Raw genomic sequence first — 21,627 nt, 5'->3', positions numbered from 1 at the left:
TCCCGCCGCCGCTGCTGCCGCCGCTTGCTCTGCTGCTCCCGCCGCCGCTGCTGCCGCCGCTTGCTCTGCTGCTCCCGCCGCCGCTGCTGCCGCCGCTTGCTCTGCTGCTCCCGCCGCCGCTGCTGCCGCCGCGGCAGCTCCCGCTGCTCCCGCCGCTGCTGCCGCCGCCGCTGCCGCCTCCGCTGCCTCTGCAGCGGCTCGCGCCGCCGACCGGCCGAAATTGTCGGTGGCCCCCGGTAAGCTGGATACCGGGGGCCGGAGGCCTACCCCGCCGCCCGGAGAGCCGCCACAGCCGGGGCGAACATCGTTGCCTTGATCGCGCCCAGCGTTCCGCGGTCCTTGCCCGCCAGCTGCTCCACCCGCTCCTGGGCCACCTTCAGCACGTCACCCTCGGTCGCGACCTCGTCCACCAGTCCGATCTCCGCTGCCGCCGGTCCGCCGAAGCGGCGGCCGGTCGTCATCGAGGCGATCGCCGCCGAGGGGGTCAGTTTTCCCTGGATCAGCGCCGCCATGCCCGGGGTGAACGGGATGTTGATGTCCGCCTCCGGGAAGCAGAAATAACCCCGGTCGCTGCGCATCACGCGGAAGTCGTGGGCCATCGCCAGCATTGCGCCCGCGCCGAACGCGTGGCCGTTGATCGCCGCCACCGTCGGGACCGGCAGGGTCAGCACCCGCGCGAACAGCTCCTGGACCTCCGCGACGTACTCCGATGCCCGGTCACCGTTCGCCGTCAGCCATTCGAGGTCCAGGCCGTTCGAATAGAACTTGCCGCTGCCGGTCGTCACCAAGGGGCCTTCGACGCCGTCCAAAAAGGAATGCACGCGCTGGAGCCAGTCCGGGGAGAACCGGTTTTCGCCGGCGCCCAGGTCAAATACGGAAACGGTCACGGTCGGTCCTTTTCTCGAGGGGGCACGGTCAGCACGGCCCGCACCGCGGCGGCCAGCCTTTCCCGCACCAGCTGATCGGTGATGTCACGCCGGAAGAACGCCGTCGGCAGGTCGACGACGCACGTCGTGATCACGTCGACGGCCAGCCCGTCCCCGCGGTCCCACAGCTGCCGGGCCAGCCGCACCAGCAGCGCGACCAGGCGCTTGTCCACCGCGTGCAGGGCCTCCGCCAGCTCGTCGGGCAGCTCCGGCCCGAACAGCCGGTCGCCGCGCACCGACAGCAGCATCCGCGCGCCGTCGGGGCGCAACAACGCGAACTCCGCCGGCGTGTCCGCGGCCGCGACGACCGCCTCCACCGGCGAAGGAGCCTGATCCACCCGGGACGTCTGAAGGTCGAGGAACGCCGTGGCCGCGCGTAGCCAGACCTGGGCTTTCACTGCACTGAGCGACCCGAACGCGTGGTAAATCGTCCCGTTCGGGACGCCCGCGGCCGCCGCCAGGCCACGGACCGTCACCTCCGTCGAGGAGGCGACGAGCCGCTCGGCGACGTCGAGGAGCGCGTCGAGGTCGTGGACGCGGGGGCGGGGCATGCCGCGACCGTAACAGAGCACGCGCTCCAAAACCAGGGCGGTAGGCTGCCGCCGTGGAGATCTGGATCAACCCGGCTTGCTCGAAGTGCCGGTCCGCGGTGTCGATGCTCGACGAGGCCGGCGCCGAATACACCGTGCGCCGCTACCTCGAGGATCCGCCGACGGCCGCCGAGCTCGAAGCCGTCCTGAAGCGCCTCGGCCTGGAACCGTGGGACATCACGCGCACCGCCGAGCCCGTCGCGAAGGAACTCGGCCTCAAGACCTGGGGCCGCACCCCCGCGGACCGGCCGAAGTGGATCGCCGCGCTCGCCACGCACCCGAAGCTGATCCAGCGGCCGATCATTACGGCCGACGACGGCACGACGGTCGTCGCCCGCGATCCCGAGACCGTGCGGTCGGTCCTCTAAGGAATCGCGTCGGTCGTCGACAGGAGCGGGACGTCCAGGGGCACTGTCTCCGGGTACTTGATCCCGGCGCCGGTGTTGAGCACGACGACGTCTTCGCCGCCCTCGAGCCACCCCGACTCGCGTAGGTGCCTCAGCGCGGCGAAGCACGCTCCGCCCTCCGGACAGACGAAGGTGCCTTCGTACGACGTCAGGTCCCGTTGCGCCTTGAGAAGCTCTTCGTCGGTGACGGCGATCGCGGTGCCGCCGGTCGCGTACACGGCGTCGAGCACGAGGAAGTCGCCCAGCGCCTTGGGGACCGTGATGCCGAAGGCGACCGTGCGGGCGTCCGGGAACGGCGTGCTTTCCCGCTCACCGCGCGAAAACGCCGTGACGATCGGCGCGCACCCGGTGGCCTGCACGGCGACGAGCCGGGGCAGCGGCCCGGAAACCCAGCCCAGTTCCCGCATTTCCAGCAGCGCCTTGTAGATCCCGATGATGCCGACGCCGCCGCCGGTGGGGTAGAGGATGACGTCGGGCAGCCGCCAGCCGAACTGCTCGGCGATCTCGTACCCCATCGTCTTCTTGCCCTCGATGCGGTACGGCTCCTTCAGCGTCGAGACGTCCTGCACGCCGGGTCGCCGCCCGACCGCCGCGGCGACGAGCTTGCCCGCGTCGCCGATGAGACCGTCCACCCGGTACAGCTCGGCGCCCGCCGCGACGCACTCGCGCATGGTGATCGCCGGGGCGTCGTCCGGCATCGCGACCAGGCTCGACAACCCCGCGCGCGCCGCGTACAACGCCCACGCCGCGCCGGCGTTGCCGTTCGTCGGCATCGCGATCCCGCGCACACCCAGCTCGGCCGCCCGCGAGACGCCGACCGCGGCGCCGCGCGCCTTGAACGTGCCGGTCGGGACCAGGCCTTCGTCCTTCATCCACAAGCGTGACAGCCCCAGCTCACGGCCGTAGCGCGGCAGCCGCAGCAACGGCGTCATGCCTTCGCCGAGGCTGACGACATGCTCGGCCGAGCGCACCGGCAGCACCTCGTGGTAGCGCCACAGCGTCGGCTCGCGCCCGGCGATCTCCTTCGGCGTCACGGCTTCGCGGACCCCGTCGAGGTCGTAGCGCGCGAGCAGCGGCGCGCCCGCCGGGGACAGGCCTTGGACGGCGTCGGCGTCCAGGCGGTCGCCGGTCCGCGAGCACTCGAGGTGGCTGAGGAACGAGTACGGCACAACGCCGATCCTAGGTCCTAAAGTGAGCACATGGACGCGCTGCGGGTGTGCCTGTACGTCTTCGCCGGGGTGACGCTCGGTACCTGGGTGGTCTCGGTGCTGACCAGGGAGTACTCCTGGGTCGACCGGATCTGGTCGATCGTGCCGGTGGCCTACGTGGGGATCTTCGCCGGTGCCGCCGGGTTCGCCGACGCGCGGCTGGACGTGATGTTCGCGCTGGTCGCGCTGTGGGGCGCGCGGCTGACCTTCAACTTCGCCCGCAAGGGCGGGTACGCGCCCGGCGGTGAGGACTACCGGTGGGCCGTGCTGCGCGAGCGGATGGCGCCGTGGCAGTTCCAGCTGTTCAACTTCTTCTTCATCTCGCTGTATCAGAACGTGATCCTCCTGCTGATCACGCTCCCCGCCCTGACCGCGCTGGAGCACCCCGGCGGCTTCGGGGCCGCGGACGTCGTCGTCGCGCTGATCTTCGCCGCCTTCCTGGTCGGGGAGACGGTCGCCGACCAGCAGCAATGGGCGTTCCACCGCGAGAAGCACGCCGGGCGGGCGCCGACGCGGTTCCTGCAGGACGGGCTGTTCCGCTATTCGCGGCACCCGAACTTCTTCTTCGAGCAGGCGCAGTGGTGGGCGATCGCCGCGTTCGGCGTCGTCGCCGGCGGTCTGCAGTGGACAGTCGTCGGTGCGGTCCTGCTGACGCTGCTGTTCGTGGGCTCGACGCGGTTCACCGAGAGCATCACGAAGTCGCGGTACCCCGAATACGCGGACTACCAGCGGCGGACGTCGGCCGTGGTCCCGTGGCCGGTCCGCGGATGACGGTCGTCGCCGCGCTGCAGATCGCGACCGGCGTCCCGCTCGAGCGGGTCCTGGCGTTCGAGGACGAGATCCGGGGCGCCGACCTGGTGGTGCTGCCCGAGGCCGTGCTCGGCGGCTACCCGGGCCGGACGCCGTTCGTGGAGTACTTCCACGCGGCCGTGACGGTGCCCGGCCCCGAAGTCGCCGAGCTGGCCGGGCTCGCGGCGCGGACCGGCGCGAGCCTGGTGGTGGGCGTCATCGAGCGCGACGGCTCGACCCTGTACAGCACGGTCGTTTTCCTCGACCCGGCACTCGGCCTGGTGGCCCGACACCGCAAGCTGGTCCCGACCGCCCGCGAACGCCTGGTCTGGGGCCGCGGCGACGGCTCGATGCTCCCGGTCGTCCCGACGGCGGCGGGCCGCGCCGGCGCGGCGATCTGCTGGGAGAACCACATGCCCCTGCTGCGGGCCGCGATGTACGCGAAGGGCGTCGAAATCTGGTGCGCCCCGACAGCGGACGACCGCGACGTCTGGCAGGCGTCGATGCGCCACATCGCCGACGAGGGCCGGTGTTTCGTGGTTTCGGCGTGCCCGTACGAAACCACGGGCGACGACCCGTTCCGCGGCGGCAGCGTGATCGTCGGCCCGCTGGGGGACGTCCTGGCGGGCCCGTTGCGCGGCACCGAAGGCCTGATCACGGCGGAGATCGACCTGGCCGAGATCGTGGCCGCGCGGCACAGCCTCGACGTCTCGGGCCACTACGCGCGGCCGGACGTCTTCTCGCTGACGGTCGACGAGCGACCCCAGGACGGCGTCACCTTCCTGAAATGACGCCGTCCTGCGGGACTCACACCGCCAGCCGGCCGCCGTCCACCGGGAGGATCGCGCCCTGGACGAAGCTCGCGTCGCCCGCCGCCAGGAACGCGATCGCCGCCGCGATCTCCTCCGGGGCCGCCACGCGCCCGGCCGGGCCCGCGGCCGCCAGCTCGTCCAGGCCGTCGCCGAAGACCGCCGTGCCTTCGGTGCGGGTCGGGCCCGGGCTGACCGCGTTGACGCGCACGCCCGACGGCCCGAACTCCGCCGCCCACGCCTTCGTCATCAGCTCGATCGCCGACTTCGACGCGCCGTACACCGCCATGCCCGCCATGCCGCGCACCGCGACCATCGTGGACACGTTCACGATCGTGCCGTGGCCGCGCGCCGCCATCTCCGGCCCCAGCGCGGCGACGAGGAAGAACGGCACCTTCACGTTCGTCGTGAAGACCGCGTCGAAGTCCGCCTCGGCGAAGGACCCGGTCGGTCCGGTCGGGAAGATCCCGGCGTTGTTGACCAGCACGTCGATCGGCCCGGCCAGCTCCCGCGCCCGGTCCGCGAGGGCGCGCGCCGACGCGGCGTCGACGAGGTCGGCCGCGACGAAGTCGGCTTTCCCGCCCGCCGCGCGGATGGTCTCGACGGCTTCGGCGCCGCGCCCGGCGTCCCGGCCGGACAGCACCACGTGCGCGCCGAGCCCGGCCAGCGCGGCGGCCGTCGCGCGGCCGATCCCGCTCGTGCCGCCGGTCACCAGTGCGGTCGACCCGGACAGTTCTGCAGTCATCGTTCAGCTCCTCCGCAACCCGGGTGTTTCCCCGGTCGCAGGGTTCAAGCGAGACCGCCCGGAAGGACTTCCGGCTGCGTGTTCGGCCCTCCTTATACCTCCGATCCGTTCCGCCGATGGTCTTCCAGCGCCGCGACGAACTCGGCGACGTCCCGCCGCCGCGACGCCGCCGGCCACACGGCCCAGGTCCGCCGGACGATCGGCGTGCCGGCCAGCGGCACCCACCGGACCGTGTCCGGCAGCGGGTAGGGCCACTCGGGCGGCGCGAACGCGTACGCCCCGCCCGCGCTGACCGCCGGGATCTTCAGCTCGACGATCAGCCGCTGCTCCTCCGGCACCTCCGGCCCGACGTCGAGGCCGTGACTGCGCAGGATCGCGGCCAGCTCGTCGTACCAGGCCGGGCTGCCCGCGCGCGGGAAGGCGAACCACTCCAGCCCGGCCAGGTCCTCCAGCCGGACCGGTGCGCCCAGCTTCTCGGCGACCTCGGTGGCCAGCAGGACACCGACGTCCTCGGTCACCACGAGCGTCGCGTCCAGGTCGGGCCCGGGCGGGCGCTCGCGGACCAGCCCGACGTCCAGCTCGCCGGCCCGCAGCGCCGCCACCTGCGCCACCGACGACAGGTGCCGCGCCTGCACCCGCGTGTCCGGCAGCCGCGCGAGCGCCGCCGGCAACAGCTCCGGCGGCAGTTCCAGCGGGACGCCGACGCGCAGCACGCCGCCGCCGTCCGCGGTGTGCCGGGCCATGGCCGCGAGGGCCTGGTCGTGGCGCGCCAGCACGGCGCGGGCCTCGCCGAGCAGCGTCGTCCCGGCGTCGGTGACCTGCACGCCGGTGCTGGTGCGCACCAGCAGCCGGACGCCGAGCCGCCGTTCGAGGGCCGTGATCGTCTGGGACAGCGCCGGCTGGCTCACGTGCAGCTGCCGGGCCGCCTTCGACATCGCGCCCGCCTCGACGACCGCGACGAACGCCCGCAGCTCCCGGATCTCCATCAGGCGGCCCACCGGATCGGCAGCGACTTGAGGCCGTTCTGGAAGTTCGACCGCAGCCGCACGGGCGGTCCCGCCAGGGAAACCTGGCCGAGCCGGTCGAGCACCGCTTCGAACATCGCCCGCAGCTGCACCCGCGCGAGGTGCGCGCCGAGGCAGAAGTGCGGACCGTGGCCGAAGGTCAGGTGGTCGTTCAGGGTCCGGCCGATGTCGAACGTGTCCGGCTCCGGGAACACCGCGGGATCCCGGTTGGCCGCCGAGAACCAGACCACCACCTTGTCCCCGGCGGCAATGTCCACATCGGACAATCGGACGTCGGTGACGGCCGTGCGCCGGAAGTGCATGACCGGCGTCCACCACCGCAGCATCTCTTCGACCGCCGAGGGCAGCAGCGAGCGGTCGGCCAGCAGGCGGCGGTATTCCGCGGGGTGCGAGAGGAGCGCGAGCAGCCCGCCCGGCAGGCCGTTGCGGAGGGTTTCGTTGCCCGCGACGGAAAACAGCCAGAACAGGTTCTCGAACTCGGCGAGCGAGACGCGGCCGCCGTCGGCCCCGACGTGCTGCATCAGGTTGCTCATCACGTCGTCGCCCGGGTGCGAACGCTTGTACTCGCCCAAAGCGTTCGCGTACGCGTAGAGATCCGGCATGCCCGCGCGCGTCCGCGGATCGGGCATCGACCCGTCCGGCCCCGGCGACGGCCGGACGGCGAGCGCGGCCCGGGCCAGCTCGCTCACTTCGGATGCGGAAACCGTCGAGCTCACCGCGTACTCGGCGTCCTGGTAGCCGATCACGCGATTGCTCCAGTCGTACATCAGCCGCCGGTCCTGCTCCGGCACGCCGAACACCTCGGCCAGCGTCAGCAGCGGGAGATCGGCCGCCACCGCGGCGAAGTCGCACCGGCCTTCGGAGGCGACCGCGTCGACGAGGTCCCGCGCCCAGGCCTCGATCCGCGAGGTCAGCTTCGCGATCGCCCGCGGGGTGAACGCCTTGGTGAGCAGTCCGCGCAGCCGGCCGTGCTCCGGCGGGTCCATGTTCAGCATCATCCGGCGCACGTACGCGAGGTCGGCCGCGTCCCGGATCTGCGTCCCGCCCAGCTGCGAGGAGAACACTCCCGGGTCGCGCAGCACCCGCCGCACCTCGGCGTGCCCGAGCACGGCCCAGAAGTCGTCGACGCGCACCACCGGGCCGGCGCGCCGCAGCCGCGCCAGCTCGTCGTACGGGACCCCTCGCACGTAGGTGTCCGGATCGGTGATCGTCACGGGCCCGACCCTAGCCGCGGCCACCGACAATTTGGGAGGCTGCGCAGATGGACACGCTCAACATGCGCATCGGCGGCAAGGGCGAACCGGCCGTCCTCCTGCTGCACGGCCTCGGCGCGACCGGCGCCGTCTGGAACCACCTCGCCGTCCAGCTCGACCGGCGCGTCCTGGTGCCCGACCTGCCCGGCCACGGCCCGTCCGCACCACTGCCGCACTACAGCTTCGCCACGCTCGCCGAAGCGGTCGCGCGGGCGCTGCCGGACGGCGGGCCGCTGATCGTCGCCGGGCATTCGCTCGGCGGGGTGCTCGCGCTGGAACTGGCGTCCGATCGCCACGACGTCGAGGTGGCCGGCGTGCTGGCCCTCGGCGTCAAGGTCGAGTGGAGCCAGGACGACCTGAACCGCGCGGCGTCGTTCGCGGCCCGGCCGCCGCGGGTGTTCGCGACGCAGGAGGAGGCCGATCAGGCGTACCTGAAGGTGTCCGGGCTGCTCGGGATCGCGCCGGCCGACCCGGCCGGGCTTCGCGAGACCGAGGGAGGTTGGCGCCTCGCGATGGACCCGGCCGCGTTCGGCCTCGGCGCGCCGGACATGCCGGCCCTGCTGGCCGGGGCGCGCTGCCCGGTCGTGCTCGCCGCGGGGGAAAACGACCCGATGAGCCGTCCGGAGCAGCTGCGGGCGCTCGATCCCGGCGCCGTCACGCTCGCCGGTCTCGGGCACAACGCCCACGTCGAGGACCCGGCCGCCGTGCGGGCCCTGCTCGAGCGCTTCGGCGTCTGAAGGAGCGGGTGCAGCCGTCGTACCCCACTCGACGGCTGCTCCGCCAACCCCTCGCCACCATCGGACGCGAAAAGCCTAGGAAAGCGCGGTGGACGAGCGCCTGTACTCCCGCTCCGCGCCGTCGTCACGGTCCGTACCTGCGGAAACGGTTATCTTCGCCGATCGGTGGTACATCTCGGGCGGCACGATCGTGATGCTGGAGAGGTACGTTCCGCTCGGGGGACGCAGGAGAGGACGCCTGTGGACGAAGGCCCGTCGTTCGCCGGATGGCTGCGCGACCGGCGTGCGCTCGCCGGTCTCACCCAGGCCCAGCTCGCCGAGCGTGCGGGGTTGAGCCTGCGCGCGGTGCGCAACGCCGAGCTGGGCAGCGTCCGGCGGCCCCGGCCGGAGACGGCCCGCAAGCTGCGGGAAGCGCTGGCCGAAGCCCCGCCGGAACCCGTGCGGCTCGGCGTGCTGGGCCCGCTGACGGTGACGCGCGGCGCCGAGGCCGTGGAGATCGGCGCGGAGAAGCAGCGACTCCTGCTGGCGCTGCTGGCCCTGCAACCGAACCGGACGGTCCGGCGCGAGGACCTCGTCGACGTCATCTGGGACGAGCCGCCGTCGACGTGCCTGGAGCTGCTCCACACCTACGTCGCCCGGCTGCGGCGGGCGCTGCGGCCCGCCGACCTGATCGCCACGGACAAGGGCGGCTACCGGCTGGCCGTCGGCGAGGACGAGCTCGACCTGCTGCGTTTCGAAGCGCTGCTGGAACGGGACGCCCTGAAGGAGGCCCTGGAACTCTGGCGCGGCCCGGCGCTCGCCGACGTCGAACGGCTGCGCCAGCACCCCGCCCGGCTCGCGCTGGCGATGCGGCGCGCGAAGGCCGTGCTGGCCTACGCCGCGGACGCCGACCCCGAAGACGCGGCGGTGCAGCTGCGGGTGCTGACCGCCGAGGAGCCGCTGAACGAGTCCGCGCACGCCAAGCTGATGCTGGCCCTCGCCGCATCCGGGCGCCAGGCCGCCGCCCTGGACGTCTTCGACGAGGTGCGCCGGCGCCTGGCCGGTGAGCTCGGCCTGGAACCCGGTCCCGAGCTGCGGGCGGCCCACCAGCAGGTGCTGCGGCAGGACTTCGCCGCTCCGGAGCCGCCCGCGCGGGTGCCGGCCCAGCTACCCGCCGACGTCCCCGGGTTCCGCGGCCGCGCCGCGCAGCTGGCCGAGCTGGACGCGCTGCTGCGGCGCGACGAAGGCGACACCGGCGCGCGCATCGCCGTCCTCTCCGGCACCGGCGGGGTCGGCAAGACCGCGCTCGCGGTCCGCTGGGCCCAGCGCGTGCCCGCGGAGTTCCCGGACGGCCAGCTCTACCTCGACCTGCACGGCTACGGCACGGTCCGGCCGGTGGACCCGGGCGACGCGCTGTCGGGCTTCCTGCGTGCCCTCGGCGTCGACGGCGCGGACATCCCCGCCGAGCCGGACGAGCGCGCCGCGAAGTTCCGGACCGCGCTCACCGGGCGGCGGATGCTGCTGGTGCTGGACAACGCCAACGCGGTCGGGCAGGTCCGCCCGCTGCTGCCCGGCTCGCCGACCTGCCTGGTGCTGGTGACCAGCCGGGACGCGCTGCCCGGGCTGGTCGCCCGCCACGGCGCCCGCCGCGTGCTCGTCGACCTGCTCACCGAGACCGAGGCCCGCGATCTGCTGCGCGCGCTGCTCGGCCGGCGCGTCGACGACGAACCGGAGGCCACCGCGGCGCTGATCGGGTACGCGGCGCGGCTGCCGCTGGCTCTGCGGCTGGTCGCCGAGCTGGCGCTGAGCCGGCCGGGGGAGCGGCTCGCCGCGCTCGCGGCCGAGCTGGCCGACGAACGGCGCCGGCTCGACCTGCTCGACGGCGGCGGTGACGAGCTGACCGCGGTCCGCGCGGTGTTCTCGTGGTCCTACCGCAACCTCGCGCCCGACGCGGCGCGCGTGTTCCGGCTCTGCGGCCTGCACCCGGGCCGCGACCTGACGCCGCCCGCGCTGGCCGCACTCGCCGGCGTCCCCTTGCCGGAGGCCGAAAGGCTGGCGGGCACCCTGGTGCGCGCCCACCTCGCCCAGCAGACCGGCGACGACCGCGTCCAGCTGCACGACCTGCTGCGCGTCTACGCGGCCGAGCTCGCGGCCGAGGACGCCGAGGAGAGCCACGAGGCGCAACAACGGCTGTTCGACTTCTACGTCACCTCGGCCGGGCAGGCGATGGACGTCGTCCTGCCGCAGGAACGGCACCTGCGGCCGCGCGTGCCCGACCCGGAGATCAAGGTGCTCGACGCGCCGGCGTGGCTGGAGGCCGAGCGGCGCAACCTCCTGGCGGTCGCCGCGCACGCGACCCGGCACGGCTGGCCGGAGCACCTCCGGCTGCTGTCCGGGATCCTGTGGCACTACCTCGACGTCGGCGGCTACCACGAGGAAGCGCTGGTGCTGCACACGCACGCGTCGGCGCTGGCCCACCACACCGGCGACCGGGCCGCCGAGGCCGAGCCGCTCATCCTGATCGCGCTGGGCCACTGGCGGGTCGGCCGGTCGCCGGAGGCCCTGCGGTACCTGGAGGAGGCGCTCGTCCTGGCCCGGGAAACCGGCGACTGGCGCACCGAAATCCACTCGGTCAACACCCTGGGGCTCGTGTGCCGCGCGCTGGGCCGGTTCGCCGACGGGATCCGGTACTCGACCGAGGCCCTCGCCCTGGCGCGGAAGACGGGCGACCGCACCAGCGAAGGCCTGGTCCTGGTGGTGCTCGGCTGTTCCAGCCGCGGCATCGGCCGCTACGGCGAAGCCATCGGCTACCTGGAAGAGGCCCTCGCCCTGGCGCGCGACATCGCCGACCGCACCAGCGAGGGCTACGCGCTGGTCAACCTGGGCGACGCGCTGTCTGCGCTGGGCCGGCACGACGAAGCCGTCCAGGCCCTGGAAGAAGGGCTGACGCACCTGCGCGCGATGGGCGTCCGGGTGAGCGAGGGGTACGCCCTGAGCATCCTCGGCGACATCGAGCACGCACGCGGCCGGTACGCCGAAGCCGCGGAACACCTGGAACGGGCCCTGGAAATCGCGCAGGAGACGGGAAGCCCGCCCAACCGCTGCATCTCGCTGAAGCACCTGGGCGACGTCCGCCTGGCGCAGGGGCGGCACTCGGAAGCGGCCCAGCACCTCGAAGAAGCGCTGAGCCTGGCCCGCGAATGCGGCGATCGGGGCGTGGAATCCCGCGTCCTCAACAGCCTCGGCAGCCTCTCCGCCGCGCGCGGCGCCACCGCGGACGCGTTGCGGTACCACCGTGAAGCCCTGGCCGTGGCGAAGGAAACGGGCTGCCGTCCGGAACAGGGCCGGGCCCACTGCGGGCTCGGCGAAGTCCACAGTGGACTCGGTGACGCGGAGGCCGCCCGCTCGCAGTGGGAGCGGGCGCTGGCCTGCTACGCCGGGGAATGCGTGCCCGGCGCGATCCGGGTCCGGAACCACCTGACGGCCCTGGAGCGCGTCGCGCGGTGATCGGGTTCGCGGGCGGCCAGGTCGGCTTCGAGCCGCTGGAGGTCCCGGTCGACGACGTCGGTGCTGCCCGCGAGCCGGGCCCGGGGCTTCACGGCCTGCTCCCGGTGGCCTTGAAGAACGTGTAGTGGAAGGTGCCGTCTTCGCGGGTCGTCCGGTGCAGGTCGGCGACGCCCCGGTCCCAGCGGCCCTGGGTGATCAGCCCGCGGCTGACGGCCGTTTCGCCGACGCCGTCGACCATCGCGGTGAAAGTGTCGCGGGTGAAGCCGGTGACCAGGCCGGGCCGCGAGGCGTCGGCGTAGACCGTCCGCGGTTCGACCTTGACGTCGCCGAACCCGGCGCCGGTCAGCAGCGGGTGGAGGCGGCGGCCGATGAGCGCGTCGCCGCCGGCGTCGGCCTGGAGCCGGATCAGGCAGTCGATGGCGGCCTGGGCGTGCTCGCTGCGCGGGTGGAAGAACGCCGAGCCGTGGTCGCCCTCGATCACGGTGATCGTGCCGCCGGGGCGCAGCAGCGTCTTCAGGTGCGCGAGGGCCTTCTCCGGCTCCGGCAGGTGTTCGAGGACGAAGCAGACGAAGACGTGGTCGTATTCGCCGTCGAGGTCGAACAGGTCGGCCTGCCGGAAGTCGACGCCCTCGACCCGGGTCCGGGCCTGGCGCAGGGACGCTGCGGAGACGTCGACCGCGGTCAGGTGCGCGTCCGGGCTGCGGGCCGCGAGGTGGACGGTCTGGGCGCCGACCCCGCAGCCGGCTTCGAGCACGCGGCTGCCGGCGGGGTAGGCCGTCCCGGCGTGCAGGAGGTCGGCGAGGGTGTCGGCCTGGTCGCCGAGGCGGCGGGCTTCGGGTTCGGTGTATCCGTGCACGTAAGCGGTGTCCATGCCTCCAGCGTGCTGCGACAATGGTCCGATGGACAGAGCCAAAACAGCGCCCTCGGAGGGGGCCATAGGTTCGGACTTCCTCCAGCTGGACGTCCGGTCGGCGCCGCCGGGCGGGCTCGCGGACTGGCTCGCCGGGCAGCTGCGTTCCGCGGTCGCCGACGGCCGGTTGCCGGTGGGCGGACGGCTGCCCGCGTCCCGGGTGCTGGCCGCCGACCTGCGCGTCTCGCGGGGGGTGGTCACCGAGGCCTACCAGCGGCTGATCGACGACGGCCACGCCGCGGGCCGCGGCCGGGCGGGCACGGTCATCGTCGCCGCGCCCGTCCTGCCGCCGTCCCCTTCGCCGGACCGCCTCTCCTCGGACGTGATCACGGCTTCGCCGGGCGTGGAGGTCTTCGACGCGGTCCGCGCGACCCCGGCCCGGATCGACCTCAGCCCGGGCGTCCCGGACCTGACGGCGTTCCCGCGGGCGGCGTGGCTGCGGGCGGAGCGGGCGGTGCTGGACGAGCTGGAGCCGTCCCACTTCGGCTACGGCGACCCGCGCGGCGCACCCTCGATGCGGCTGGCGGTGTCGCGCTGGCTGGCCCGCAACCGCGGGATCCGGGTCGATCCGGGCGAGATCATCGTGGTGGCCGGGGTCGCGCAGGCGTTGACGCTGGTCGGCGAGGTGCTGCGGCAGCACGGCGTGACTTCGGTGGCCGTCGAGGACCCGAGTTCGCTGGGGGCGCGGCAGCACCTGCACCACTGCGGCCTGGCGACGCCGCCGGTCCCGGTCGACGACGACGGCCTGCGCGTCTCGGCGTTGACGGCGCCGGCGGTGCTGCTGACACCGGCGCACCAGTTCCCGATGGGCGTGGTGCTGGGCGGCGAGCGCCGTCGTGAGCTGATGCGCTGGGCGGCTTCCGGCGGCATCGTCCTCGAAGACGACTACGACGCCGAGCACCGCTACGACCGGGCGCCGGTGCCGGCGGTCCGGTCGATGGTGCCGGAGGTCTGCTACATGGGCAGCGTGTCGAAGCTGCTGGCGCCGGCGTTGCGGGTGGGCTGGCTGCTGGCGCCGCCGCGGTTCTTCGCCGATCTCGTGGCGGCGAAGCGGTTCGCGGACCTGGGCAATCCGGTGCTGGCCCAGCTGGTCCTGGCGCGCTTGATGGAGACCGGCGAGCTGGAGCGGCAGCTGCGGGTGGTGCGGGGGCGGCACCGGCGTCGGCGGGACGCGATGATCCGGGCTCTGTCGGCGTCGCTGCCCTCGGCCGTCGTCCACGGCGCGGCCGCGGGCCTGCACCTGACGGTGACCTTCGACGCTGACGTGGACGACGTCGCGGTGGCGGCGGCCGCGCTGGCGGAGGGGGTGAAGGTCCAGCCGCTGTCGTGGCACCGGCAGCTCCCGGGGCGGCCGGGCCTGGTCCTGGGGTATGCGGCGCGGACGGCGTCGGAGATCGAGGAAGGCGTGGCCGTTCTGGGCACTCTGGTAAAGGGTCCCTAAAGGACAGTCAAGCGGCTGTGATCATGCTCTCCCATGCATTTCGCCCGGTTGGTTGCCATACGCAAGCAACTTGCTTAGCCTAGCTAAGGGACTTTGCGAGCAGAAGGGTTGCACAGTGGCGGAACGCCGGACGTATTCGATCGCGGAACTGGGGCCGCGGTACAAGTGGATCGCGCTGTCCAACACGACGCTGGGCATGCTGATCGCCACGATCAACTCCTCGATCGTGCTGATCGCGCTGCCCGACATCTTCAAGGGCATCGGCATCAACCCCCTGGAACCGGCCAACACGAGCTACCTGCTGTGGATGATCATGGGCTTCCTCGTGGTCACCGCGGTGCTGGTGGTGAGCTTCGGCAGGCTCGGCGACATGTACGGCCGCGCGAGGATGTACAACCTCGGCTTCGCGGTGTTCACGGTGTCGTCGATCATGCTGGCCATCACCTGGTTCGACGGCGACGCGGCCGCGTTGTGGCTGATCGGCTGGCGGATCGTGCAGGGCGTCGGCGGCGCCTTCCTGATGGCGAACAGCTCGGCGATCCTCACCGACGCCTTCCCGGCCAACCAGCGCGGCCTCGCGCTCGGCATGAACGGCGTCGCGGCGATCGCGGGCTCGTTCCTCGGCCTGGTCGTCGGCGGCGTGCTCGCGCCGGTCGACTGGAACCTGATCTTCCTGGTGTCGGTGCCGTTCGGCGTGATCGGCACGGTCTGGGCGTACCTCAAGCTGCACGACACCGGCGTCCGCAAGCACGCGCGGATGGACTGGTGGGGCAACATCACCTTCGCCGTCGGCCTGATCGCGGTGCTGATCGGCATCACCTACGGCATCCAGCCGTACGGCTCGTCCCCGACCGGCTGGGGCAGCCCGTTCGTGCTGACCTGCCTGATCGGCGGCCTCGCGGTGCTGGTGGCGTTCGTGGTCATCGAGTCGAAGGTGGACAACCCGCTGTTCCGCCTGTCGCTGTTCCGCATCCGCTCGTTCACCTGGGGCAACGTCGCCAACCTGACGGCCTCCCTCGGCCGCGGCGGGCTGCAGTTCATCCTGATCATCTGGCTGCAGGGCATCTGGCTCCCGCAGCACGGCTACACGTTCGAGCAGACCCCGTTGTGGGCGGGCATCTACATGCTCCCGATGACGATCGGCTTCCTGGTCTCGGCACCGGCGTCGGGCGTGCTGTCCGACCGCATCGGCAGCCGCCTGCTCGCCTCGGGCGGCCTGCTCATCACGGCGGTGACGTTCCTGCTGCTGATCCTGCTGCCGGTGAACTTCGACTACTGGGCGTTCGCGGCGATCCTGCTGATCAACGGCATCGGCATGGGCATGTTCGCTTCCCCGAACCGCGCCGAAGTGATGAACAGCCTCCCGGCGGACGCCCGCGGCTCGGGCGCGGGCATGATGACGACGTTCCAGAACGCGGCGATGGTCCTGTCGATCGGCTTCTTCTTCAGCTTGATCATCGCGGGCCTGTCGTCGAGCCTGCCGTCGACGATGAGCGCGGGCCTGATCGAACACGGCGTTCCCGCGTCATCGGCGGCCCAGATCGCCAACCTCCCGGCGGTGGCGGTGCTGTTCGCGGCGTTCCTGGGCTACAACCCGATCCAGCAGTTGCTGGGCGGTCAGCTGTCGTCCCTGCCGCCGGACCAGGCGTCGTTCCTGACGGGCCGGAGCTTCTTCCCGAACCTGATCTCGGGCCCGTTCCAGTCGGGCCTGGCGGTGGCGTTCGGCTTCGCGATCGTGGTGTGCGTGATCGGCGCGGTGGCGTCGCTGCTGACGAAGGACGCCAGGCCGAAGAACGGCGAGTCGGTGGGGGAGGAACTGGCCGCGGTGGCGGGGGAGTCGAGCGGGGGGCCGAGCGAATTGGTGTCGCCGTCGAGCGAACGCTGAGCGACGTGATCGAGGGGCCGGGGTCGTACCCCGGCCCCTTTCAGCGAACTCGATGAAGACCGGTACGAGGTGCGCAAGGTGGACGTCTACCGAGACGGCCGGGCCGAGTGGGCGGATGGGAGCCGGGAAACGGACGCGATCGGCCTGGGACAGCTGCCGTTCCCGGCGGCGGCCGAGATCAGCGCCCAGCCGGAGTTCCACGCGGAGGTCATCACGGCCGCGGAGTTCGAGGCCGTTGGGGCGCGTGCCCGCGGGTGACCTACCAGCCGATCGTGGCGCGCTGGATCTTCACCGGGTGAGCCGGCGCCCCGTCCAGCGGCCCGTTCGGGTCGGTCGGGATGATCCCGTCCGCCACCATCCGATCAAGAGCGGACATCCCCCGGATCACCCGCCCCATCACCGAGTAGCTGGCCGGGATGTTCGCGAACGAGTGCACGATGAAGAACTCCGACCCATTGGTTCCCGGCCCCTGGTTCCCCATCGCGATCGTCCCCCGCGGGTACGTCTCCGAACCCGAAACCTCGTCCGGGAACTTGTACCCCGGCCCACCCTTCTCCACCTCGTAGATGTCCCCGCACTGAAGAACACCAAGACGAGCGGAGTCGGACAGCCGCCAGCACTGCGACCGGTCGTAGAACCGCTGCAAAACCAGCGAGACCATGTTGTGCACCGCACAAGGCGCAGCCCCGCCGCGGTCCAGCCGCACGGTCACCGGCCCGTAGTTGAACCGGAACGTCACGTCGACAGTCCCGCGCGTCAACGCCACCGGAGCAGGACGCACCACAGGACGAGCCGCCGGGTTCGAGGGCGTCGGCGTGAACGAACACCGGACCAACGGCACCGACGCCGATGCCGGGGCAGGAGCCACCAGCAGCGCGCCCAGTACACCGACAAGAGCAAGTCCCCAGCGCAGCTTCATGCCGGGGACGTTAGCGAAAAACCGACTACTTGCGCCAGGCCGTGCGCTGCTTGCGGATGTCCAGCACCAGCAGCAGGATCAGGAACAACGACAGCCCCACCAGCCACACGTTCTCGGTGTTGTTCTCGTGGTTGCCCTTGATCATCACCAGCAGGACGATCGCGCTGACCCAGCCGGCGATGCGGGTGGCCTTCGGGAACGAGCCGTGCCAGCCCCAGGCCGCGGACGGCTCGTCGCGCGGGTCGACCTCGGGCCGCCTCTTCTCGACCGCCTTGCCTGCCACGATGAACTCCTCAAACCCCGTGAACCTCGGACCCGCCGATGATCCCACACCTCCGGGTGCGCCGCGGAGACGCCCCGCGCGACAATGACCGGCGATGACTACCTCGCGAAGCGTTCTCGTGCTCGGCTCGACCGGGTCCATCGGCGTGCAGGCCCTCGACGTCGCCGCGCGCAACCCGCACCTGTTCCGGGTGGCCGGGATCGCCGCCGGTGGAGCCGATCCGGCCGCTCTCGCCGCGCAGGCGATCGCCCACGGCGTCGAAGCCGTCGCCGTGACCAAGGCCACGGCCGCCGAGGACGTCCAGCTCGCGCTGTACGCCGAGGCGCAGAAGCGCGGGTACGCGCAGGGTGACTTCAAGCTCCCGCGGCTGTTCGCCGGCTCCGACGCCGTCACCGAGCTGATCGAGGCCGTCGAAGTCGACACCGTCCTCAACGCCCTGCCCGGCTCCCGCGGCCTCGAGCCCACGCTCAAGGCCCTGGCCACCGGCGCCACGCTCGCGCTCGCGAACAAGGAGTCGCTCATCGCCGGCGGGCCGCTGGTGCTCGCCGCCGCGAAGCCCGGGCAGCTCGTGCCCGTCGACTCCGAACACTCCGCCATCGCCCAGGCGCTGCGGGCCGGCCGCCAGGACGAAGTCGCCCGGCTCGTCCTCACCGCGTCCGGCGGCCCGTTCCGCGGCCGCAAGCGCGCCGAGCTGGCGGACGTCACCGTCGAGCAGGCGATGGCGCACCCGACCTGGTCCATGGGCCCGCTGATCACCATCAACTCCGCCACCCTGGTCAACAAGGGCCTGGAGCTGATCGAGGCGGCGCTGCTGTTCGGCATCGCTCCCGAAAAGATCGACGTCACCGTGCACCCGCAGTCGATCGTGCACTCGATGGTGACCTTCACCGACGGCTCGACGATCGCCCAGGCCAGCCCGCCCGACATGCAGCTGCCGATCGCGCTCGCCCTGCACTGGCCCGACCGGGTGCCCGGCGCCGCCCCGGCCTGCACCTGGGACAAGGCCGCCACCTGGACCTTCGAGCCGCTGGACGACGACGCCTTCCCGGCCGTCGAGCTGGCCCGCCACTGCGGCAGCGCCGGCGGCTGCCTGCCCGCGGTCTACAACGCCGCGAACGAGGAGCTCGTGGCGGCTTTCCTCGCGCAGAACACCAGCTTCACGTCGATAGTGGACACTGTTTCCGAGGTGGTGGGAGCCGCCGACGAATGGCGTCGCGAACCACGCGACGTGGAGGACGTACTCGCGGCCGAGCGCTGGGCTCGTGCCCGGGCCGGTTCGATCATCGAGGGGAAGTAGCGGGTGCTCGCCTACATCATCGGTGTGGTGCTCTTCGCGCTGGGGATCTGCGTCTCAGTCGCACTGCACGAGGCCGGCCACATGCTGACCGCGAAAGCCTTCGGCATGAAGGTCCGCCGGTACTTCGTGGGCTTCGGGCCCACGGTGTTCTCCTGGCGCCGCGGCGAGACCGAGTACGGCCTGAAGTGGATCCCGCTCGGCGGCTTCTGCGACATCGCCGGCATGACCGCGCTCGACGAGGTGACGCCGGACGAGGCGCCGCGCGCGATGTGGCGGTTCAAGACCTGGAAGCGCACCGTCGTGATGTCGGCCGGGTCGGTCACCCACTTCATCCTCGGCTTCGTGGTCCTCTACCTGATGGCCGTGACGATGGGCCTGCCGAACCTGGCCCCCGTCGACACCACGCCGGTGCTGGCGGCGACGTCGTGCGCGCAGTCGGCGACGACCGAGGCGCAGGCCCAGGCGCAGTCCGACGACCCGAGCTGCCCGCCGGGTGCGGTGCGGCCGGCCGAGGCGGCCGGGCTGCGGGCCGGCGACAAGATCCTCGCGGTCGGCGGCAAGCCGGTCGCCAGCTGGACCGAAATGCTCGCCGCCGTGCAGGCCACCAGCGGCCGGACCCAGTTCGACGTCCAGCGCGGCGACCAGCGGCTCGCGCTCATCGTCGACGTGCCGCAGGTGCAGCGCTGGACCAGCGCCGGCGTCAAGACGGTCGGCATGATCGGCGCTTCGCCGAAGCAGCCCGCGGTCACCACCCAGTACGGCCCGGTCGCCGCGGTCGGCGCCACCTTCAGCTTCACCGGCACGATGTTCGCCGAGACGGCGCAGCGGCTCGTCGAGTTCCCCCAGCGCATCCCCGCCGTCGTCACCGCGATCTTCGGCGGCGAGCGCGACCCGAACACCCCGGTCAGCGTCGTCGGCGCGAGCCGGATCGGCGGCGAGGCCGTCGAGCGGGGTATCTGGGTGCTGTTCTTCTTCCTGCTGGCCAGCCTCAACTTCTTCATCGGCGTGTTCAACCTGCTGCCGCTGCTGCCGCTGGACGGCGGGCACATCGCGGTGGTCTGGTACGAGCGCGTCCGCGACTGGATCCGGGCCCGGCGGGGCAAGGTCGCCGGCGGGCCGGTCGACTACACCAGGTTGTCCGGGATCACGATGGTGCTGGTGCTCATCGGCGGTGCGGTCACGCTACTCACGGTGACCGCGGACATCGTCAACCCGATTCGGCTGCAGTAGCGAACCGCCACGGAGGGGTTCCGGCCCCTCCGTGGCGCGCCACACGGCGCGTAATGCTGCTCACCGTGACGGTTGACATGGTGAAGGTGGCCCAGTAGGGGTGGGTACGCTGGAAGCCGTGACCGTCGCACTCGGTATGCCCGCCCTGCCCCCGCCCGTCCTCTCCGAGCGCCGCAAGACCCGCCAGCTCCAGGTGGGTCCGGTCGGTGTCGGCAGCGACTTCCCGATCTCCGTCCAGTCGATGACGACGACGCTCACCTCCGACGTCAACGCGACGCTGCAGCAGATCGCCGAGCTGACCGCCGCGGGCTGCGACATCGTCCGCGTGGCGTGCCCGTCGGCCGACGACGCCGAGGCGCTGCCCGCGATCGCGAAGAAGTCGCAGATCCCGGTGATCGCCGACATCCACTTCCAGCCGAAGTACGTCTTCGCGGCGATCGAGGCCGGCTGCGCGGCGGTGCGCGTCAACCCCGGCAACATCCGGAAGTTCGACGACCAGGTCAAGGAGATCGCGCAGGCCGCGAAGGACCACGGCACGCCGATCCGGATCGGCGTCAACGCCGGCTCGCTGGACAAGCGGATCATGGACAAGTACGGCAAGGCGACGCCGGAGGCGCTGGCCGAGTCGGCGCTGTGGGAGGCGTCGCTGTTCGCCGAGCACGACTTCCACGACATCAAGATTTCGGTGAAGCACAACGACCCGGTGGTCATGGTGCGCGCGTACGAGCTCCTCGCCGAGCAGTGCGACTACCCGCTGCACCTCGGCGTCACCGAGGCGGGCCCGGCGTTCCAGGGCACGATCAAGTCGGCGGTCGCCTTCGGCGCGCTGCTGCGCCAGGGCATCGGCGACACGATCCGCGTCTCGCTGTCCGCGCCGCCGGTCGAAGAGGTCAAGGTCGGCATCCAGATCCTGCAGTCGCTGAACCTCAAGCAGCGCAAGCTGGAGATCGTCTCGTGCCCGTCGTGCGGGCGCGCGCAGGTCGACGTCTACACGCTCGCCGAGCAGGTCACCGCCGGGCTCGAGGGCATGGAGATCCCGCTGCGCGTGGCCGTCATGGGCTGCGTCGTGAACGGCCCGGGCGAGGCCCGCGAGGCCGACCTGGGCGTCGCTTCGGGCAACGGCAAGGGCCAGATCTTCGTCAAGGGCGAGGTCATCAAGACCGTGCCCGAGCACGCGATCGTCGAGACGCTCATCGAAGAGGCCATGCGCATCGCCGAGGAGGCGGGCGAGTCCCTCGGCGAGGGCGCGCCGGTGGTCACCGCCGGCTGAGCACTCCCGCTCGGAGCCCTCCTCGCCGGATCGGTGAGGAGGGCTCCGGCGCGTTTTCAGCCCTGCAGGTGGTGCTGGGCGGCGTCGCGGATCTGCAGCCGCACGTTCTCGAGCGCGGCCGCGACCTCGTCGATCTGCTGGGAAGCGAGCTGGATGGCGCCCTGGATCGCGGTCGCGGTGGACGTCTCCCCGAGCAGGCCGAGCACCTGGGCCTGGAGGTCTTCGAGGTCGCTCTTCGTGGCGAGCGCGATGCCGGTCGGCACCTGGTCGGCGAGCAGCTCCAGCTGCTGCGCCTGCTCCTGGATCGTCATCGGGTGGTTCCTTCCGCGGTGGGGACGCACGTCCGTGTTATCAGACCCGGAACTGGCTGTGACACAGAGGGCTTCGCCCAGGTCGGGGGCTCCGCCACCCGAACCC

Annotated in this window: 20 protein-coding genes and 1 pseudogene; 11 read left to right on the top strand and 10 right to left on the bottom strand. The window is 72.2% G+C overall.

Features of this window, described 5'->3' with window-relative positions; all coding sequences use genetic code 11:
- Positions 1–263: 263 nt before the first annotated feature.
- Both ACWDN5_RS06780 and ACWDN5_RS06775 read right to left on the bottom strand, forming a co-directional pair.
- Positions 264–887, bottom strand: a complete 624-nt coding sequence (locus tag ACWDN5_RS06780) for an enoyl-CoA hydratase/isomerase family protein (protein ID WP_449675061.1) — start codon at positions 885–887, stop codon at positions 264–266.
- Positions 884–1,477 (bottom strand): TetR/AcrR family transcriptional regulator, encoded by a 594-nt coding sequence (locus ACWDN5_RS06775; protein ID WP_449675059.1) that lies wholly within the window; start codon positions 1,475–1,477, stop codon positions 884–886. The genes ACWDN5_RS06780 and ACWDN5_RS06775 overlap by 4 nt, the downstream gene beginning before the upstream one ends.
- Positions 1,478–1,530: 53 nt before the next feature.
- Between ACWDN5_RS06775 and ACWDN5_RS06770 the strand changes: the two genes are divergently transcribed.
- Entirely contained in the window at positions 1,531–1,884 is a 354-nt protein-coding gene (locus tag ACWDN5_RS06770; protein WP_449675057.1) for an arsenate reductase family protein, read from the top strand.
- Here the strand turns inward: ACWDN5_RS06770 and ACWDN5_RS06765 are convergent.
- The gene (locus tag ACWDN5_RS06765) at positions 1,881–3,092 is read right to left on the bottom strand and encodes a threonine synthase (protein ID WP_449675056.1); all 1,212 of its coding nucleotides are present in this window, start codon (positions 3,090–3,092) and stop codon (positions 1,881–1,883) included. The genes ACWDN5_RS06770 and ACWDN5_RS06765 overlap by 4 nt on opposite strands.
- Positions 3,093–3,122: 30 nt before the next feature.
- On the opposite strand from ACWDN5_RS06765, the gene ACWDN5_RS06760 reads away from it, so the two are divergent.
- Both ACWDN5_RS06760 and ACWDN5_RS06755 read left to right on the top strand, forming a co-directional pair.
- Positions 3,123–3,902 (top strand): DUF1295 domain-containing protein, encoded by a 780-nt coding sequence (locus ACWDN5_RS06760; protein ID WP_449675054.1) that lies wholly within the window; start codon positions 3,123–3,125, stop codon positions 3,900–3,902.
- The gene (locus tag ACWDN5_RS06755) at positions 3,899–4,711 is read left to right on the top strand and encodes a carbon-nitrogen hydrolase family protein (RefSeq protein WP_449675052.1); all 813 of its coding nucleotides are present in this window, start codon (positions 3,899–3,901) and stop codon (positions 4,709–4,711) included. Before ACWDN5_RS06760 ends, ACWDN5_RS06755 begins: the two co-directional genes overlap by 4 nt.
- 16 nt (positions 4,712–4,727) lie before the next feature.
- Here the strand turns inward: ACWDN5_RS06755 and ACWDN5_RS06750 are convergent, their stop codons facing one another.
- The 3 genes from ACWDN5_RS06750 to ACWDN5_RS06740 all read right to left on the bottom strand — a co-directional run bounded on the left by ACWDN5_RS06750 (position 4,728) and on the right by ACWDN5_RS06740 (position 7,713).
- Positions 4,728–5,474: an SDR family NAD(P)-dependent oxidoreductase gene (locus ACWDN5_RS06750; protein ID WP_449675050.1), complete on the bottom strand. Its 747-nt coding sequence runs from the start codon at positions 5,472–5,474 to the stop codon at positions 4,728–4,730.
- A gap of 92 nt (positions 5,475–5,566) precedes the next feature.
- Positions 5,567–6,460, bottom strand: a complete 894-nt coding sequence (locus ACWDN5_RS06745; RefSeq protein WP_310974404.1) for a LysR family transcriptional regulator — start codon at positions 6,458–6,460, stop codon at positions 5,567–5,569.
- The gene (locus ACWDN5_RS06740; protein ID WP_449675048.1) at positions 6,460–7,713 is read right to left on the bottom strand and encodes a cytochrome P450; all 1,254 of its coding nucleotides are present in this window, start codon (positions 7,711–7,713) and stop codon (positions 6,460–6,462) included. The genes ACWDN5_RS06745 and ACWDN5_RS06740 overlap by 1 nt, the downstream gene beginning before the upstream one ends.
- A 47-nt stretch (positions 7,714–7,760) precedes the next feature.
- On the opposite strand from ACWDN5_RS06740, the gene ACWDN5_RS06735 reads away from it, so the two are divergent.
- Both ACWDN5_RS06735 and ACWDN5_RS06730 read left to right on the top strand, forming a co-directional pair.
- Positions 7,761–8,489 (top strand): alpha/beta fold hydrolase, encoded by a 729-nt coding sequence (locus tag ACWDN5_RS06735; protein WP_310974402.1) that lies wholly within the window; start codon positions 7,761–7,763, stop codon positions 8,487–8,489.
- A 240-nt stretch (positions 8,490–8,729) separates the two neighbouring features.
- Positions 8,730–11,975, top strand: coding sequence for a tetratricopeptide repeat protein (locus tag ACWDN5_RS06730; RefSeq protein ID WP_449675046.1), 3,246 nt, complete (start codon positions 8,730–8,732; stop codon positions 11,973–11,975).
- 88 nt (positions 11,976–12,063) lie between these two features.
- Here ACWDN5_RS06730 and ACWDN5_RS06725 read toward each other — a convergent pair whose 3' ends face one another.
- Complete coding sequence (locus tag ACWDN5_RS06725; RefSeq protein WP_449675044.1) at positions 12,064–12,846, bottom strand: L-histidine N(alpha)-methyltransferase; 783 nt, start codon at positions 12,844–12,846, stop codon at positions 12,064–12,066.
- 28 nt (positions 12,847–12,874) lie between these two features.
- On the opposite strand from ACWDN5_RS06725, the gene pdxR reads away from it, so the two are divergent.
- The 3 genes and pseudogenes from pdxR to ACWDN5_RS06710 all read left to right on the top strand — a co-directional run.
- Positions 12,875–14,326, top strand: coding sequence for a MocR-like pyridoxine biosynthesis transcription factor PdxR (gene pdxR, locus ACWDN5_RS06720; RefSeq protein WP_449675042.1), 1,452 nt, complete (start codon positions 12,875–12,877; stop codon positions 14,324–14,326).
- A 115-nt stretch (positions 14,327–14,441) separates the two neighbouring features.
- On the top strand, positions 14,442–16,211 hold the full coding sequence (locus ACWDN5_RS06715; RefSeq protein ID WP_449675040.1) for an MFS transporter: 1,770 nt from the start codon (positions 14,442–14,444) through the stop codon (positions 16,209–16,211).
- A gap of 51 nt (positions 16,212–16,262) precedes the next feature.
- A pseudogene (locus tag ACWDN5_RS06710) lies at positions 16,263–16,469 on the top strand (DUF6881 domain-containing protein); the annotation flags it as partial.
- Between the two features lies 1 nt (position 16,470).
- On the opposite strand, the gene ACWDN5_RS06705 reads toward ACWDN5_RS06710, so the two are convergent.
- Both ACWDN5_RS06705 and ACWDN5_RS06700 read right to left on the bottom strand, forming a co-directional pair.
- Entirely contained in the window at positions 16,471–17,130 is a 660-nt protein-coding gene (locus ACWDN5_RS06705) for a peptidylprolyl isomerase (RefSeq protein WP_449675038.1), read from the bottom strand.
- Between the two features lie 25 nt (positions 17,131–17,155).
- Positions 17,156–17,413, bottom strand: a complete 258-nt coding sequence (locus ACWDN5_RS06700) for a DUF2631 domain-containing protein (RefSeq protein WP_310974395.1) — start codon at positions 17,411–17,413, stop codon at positions 17,156–17,158.
- A 94-nt stretch (positions 17,414–17,507) separates the two neighbouring features.
- Between ACWDN5_RS06700 and dxr the strand changes: the two genes are divergently transcribed.
- The 3 genes from dxr (at position 17,508) to ispG (ending at position 21,210) form a co-directional block, all read left to right on the top strand.
- Entirely contained in the window at positions 17,508–18,710 is a 1,203-nt protein-coding gene (gene dxr / locus ACWDN5_RS06695; protein ID WP_449675036.1) for a 1-deoxy-D-xylulose-5-phosphate reductoisomerase, read from the top strand.
- Between the two features lie 3 nt (positions 18,711–18,713).
- Positions 18,714–19,940 (top strand): M50 family metallopeptidase, encoded by a 1,227-nt coding sequence (locus ACWDN5_RS06690; RefSeq protein ID WP_449675034.1) that lies wholly within the window; start codon positions 18,714–18,716, stop codon positions 19,938–19,940.
- Between the two features lie 136 nt (positions 19,941–20,076).
- Positions 20,077–21,210: a flavodoxin-dependent (E)-4-hydroxy-3-methylbut-2-enyl-diphosphate synthase gene (gene ispG, locus ACWDN5_RS06685; RefSeq protein WP_310974753.1), complete on the top strand. Its 1,134-nt coding sequence runs from the start codon at positions 20,077–20,079 to the stop codon at positions 21,208–21,210.
- Between the two features lie 56 nt (positions 21,211–21,266).
- On the opposite strand, the gene ACWDN5_RS06680 is transcribed toward ispG, so the two are convergent.
- Positions 21,267–21,521 carry a hypothetical protein gene (locus ACWDN5_RS06680; protein ID WP_003057586.1) on the bottom strand — a complete coding sequence of 85 codons (255 nt, stop codon included), beginning with the start codon at positions 21,519–21,521 and terminating at the stop codon, positions 21,267–21,269.
- Positions 21,522–21,627: the final 106 nt, after the last annotated feature.

It is taken from the genome of Amycolatopsis sp. NPDC003731, assembly GCF_053586895.1.
Note: the sequence above shows the minus strand (reverse complement) of the source record. Positions and strands in the feature narration are given on the sequence as shown.